Raw genomic sequence first — 2,559 nt, 5'->3', positions numbered from 1 at the left:
GATATTTGTCCATCCCCTTTCTTTGGTGTAGACCCAGTTCTTGACGTCCAAAAAACTCACGCTCGAGGCTGGAACTGGCTTATTCTCAAAAAGGACAATCCCAGCAGCCAACCAGAGGATAATTATACCTGTTTTCTTCGAATGAAAAGGGTTTGAGAGGGGTGGAACACCTGTGGTACACATAAAAACTAAAAAAGGAACCAGCTAAGAAGCTGATTCCCTTATTTTTTTTGGTGCCGAAGGGGAGACTCTACGCACCATCATAAGTACCTATTATTATTGATTTTATTTTTCATGAATAGCAGATAAATCCTGATTATTTGTGTTAATACGCAACTAAAACGCAACCAAACAGCACTATTTGTAGCTACTATATTTTTAGACTTAACTACCCCCCATAAGAAGAGACCCAGTTACCCAACAAAATTATTCACATCAATTGTAAGGTTTTTCGACACACCCTGGATACAGAAAAATCCTTAATAGACTGAAAATGCAATTTATCATTTCCGTTTTGTGTGGGGGGGGGACACGACTAAATCATAACATACTACTTCCGCAAAAGGATCCAGGTTGCCTTTCGCAATCTTATTGCAAGCAGGCCCTAAAGCTTTTACCCTTTGACTGTTTTACCGGTTTCACCAAGCGGCAGTAAGAAACAAAATCCTACACTTAGGTGGGATTACCACAAGACTTATTTATCAACTACACACTTTTGGTAAGGCAACCCTTGTTCTTTATTTAATTTTTGAGCAGCTTTGCACGCAGAATAAGATCTTTTACCCGCGCAATATGTATTAAATTTGCTTAGCATTGCTCTATTCTGCTCAACCATTTTATTGTAAGATTTTACTGATTTTTCATTGTAGTTATCAACATAAGTTGTCTCTAGTTTTTCTGAAATCCATTTTGCTTCGTTATATAACTTGACACACTTTTCCATTTCTTCATCAGAAATTATTGGGACATACGCTGTAGTTGAATCGATAGGTGGTGCGACATAACGTTGCGTAGATTCAGCCATGCTCATATATGGAAAACATAAAAAGAAAAATATTGATAGATATGTAAACTTCATCATGTTTCCTTTCTTTGTATGATGTCTCAATCAGCCGACGCGTCAGTGGTTGGCTGCGTTGATTTGATACTAGCGCAGGCCCCCTCCACAGATAACGGACCATCCGCTATCCTTTGAGTAACAGACAAACCCTCAAAGAAAGGAGCCTGCATTATGAGATTCTACACCAAACAGCATCATTTTTATTGTGGTATCGATCTTCATGCCGATGCCATGTATGTCTGTATCCTCAATTCTGTCGGTGAAATGGTGGTTCATAAGAACATTTTCACCAAACCGAAAGCATTCTTACGTCTGATCAAACCTTATCGCGAACGTCTTGTTGTCGGCTGTGAGTGCATGTTCTCCTAGTATTGGCTGGTCGATCTTTGTGCTGATGAGGGGGTCGACATTGTTCTGGGTCATGCGCTCTACATGCGTGCGATTCATGATCTAATTTCTCTTCGAGAAATCACATGCGCTGTATCATCTTGTTCATCGAAACAATCTAAAACACCCTCGAATTCATCTTCAAATAAAGTGGCTTTAGGAATAAACAATCCCTGTTCGATAGTTGAAATCAATTTGGTAAATGAAATGTATCTTGTTAACATTTTATCGGATTTCATAGCTATCTTGACATATAACGGTTTTGATAACCGGTGGCGACGTAATCGATGCGAACCACTGATTTATTCAGATTAAAACAGAGCAGTATCAACCCTCCAGTTAATTTCTTTGTTAGGGGATCCTTATCTCTTCTAGGGGAGACCAGTTCCCTAAGTATTGAGAAAGATCTCGATCACCCAATGAATAGGAACCAGTAGCTAGATCTTTTTTGTCTTTTTTTGACAATCCGCGCCCTTGCAGGGTCGTCCCACTATCTAAAACCCAAGGGTAGAAATTATATCTCTTCGATTTTCCATGGATACCAACTAAGCGTTTAAGTAAAACCGATGGAGGAATAATGATAAATTGTGATTTCATTTTTCGTTCATGCGAAACGAGAATGAACACCCAGAAATCTGCTGGAGATTTCTCGATTTTGTCATGTGCAAGATTCAGCCATCCTCCAGCAAGAAGTTTGCGACTAAAGTCATTAGTGGCGTGTTCGGGCTTATAGTCACGGGACATTTTGACTTGTATAGAAACTGATTTTGATGAGTTTTTCTTATTTGTGACTAGGAGATCAATCCCAGTATCTTTCGTTGGAATCCAAACATTTAATTCGGGGAAATTCTTTTCGATATATTCTCCAACGAGAAATTCTCCAGCATGAATAGTAAAAATAGGACGCATTTGTATCTCCCCTTAACGTTTTTGATAACCGGCGACAGGCTGACTTACGCATACCACCAAATTATTCGAATCAAATAGTAGCCGTATATTCCGTCCGCGTTGATTGCATTGATACTAGTGCAGGCCCCCTCCACAGATAACGGACCATCCGCTATCCTTTGAGTAACAGACAAACCCTCAAAGAAAGGAGCCTGCATTATGAA

At 39.5% G+C, this 2,559-nt stretch carries 2 protein-coding genes and 1 pseudogene; 1 reads left to right on the top strand and 2 read right to left on the bottom strand.

Annotated features, from left to right (window positions below; genetic code table 11):
* Positions 1-694: 694 nt before the first annotated feature.
* Positions 695-1,081 (bottom strand): hypothetical protein, encoded by a 387-nt coding sequence (locus tag BLU87_RS17035; RefSeq protein WP_139167627.1) that lies wholly within the window; start codon positions 1,079-1,081, stop codon positions 695-697.
* Positions 1,082-1,231: 150 nt separating this feature from the next.
* On the opposite strand from BLU87_RS17035, the pseudogene BLU87_RS17030 reads away from it, so the two are divergent.
* Positions 1,232-1,507: pseudogene (locus tag BLU87_RS17030) on the top strand (IS110 family transposase); the annotation flags it as partial.
* Between the two features lie 291 nt (positions 1,508-1,798).
* Here BLU87_RS17030 and BLU87_RS17025 read toward each other — a convergent pair.
* Positions 1,799-2,356 (bottom strand): hypothetical protein, encoded by a 558-nt coding sequence (locus tag BLU87_RS17025; RefSeq protein ID WP_092351040.1) that lies wholly within the window; start codon positions 2,354-2,356, stop codon positions 1,799-1,801.
* Positions 2,357-2,559 lie beyond the last annotated feature (203 nt).

Origin of the sequence: Desulfuromusa kysingii (genome assembly GCF_900107645.1) — a bacterium.
In the GTDB taxonomy this organism is placed as follows: domain Bacteria; phylum Desulfobacterota; class Desulfuromonadia; order Desulfuromonadales; family Geopsychrobacteraceae; genus Desulfuromusa; species Desulfuromusa kysingii.
This window is presented reverse-complemented; position numbering and strand designations above follow the sequence as displayed.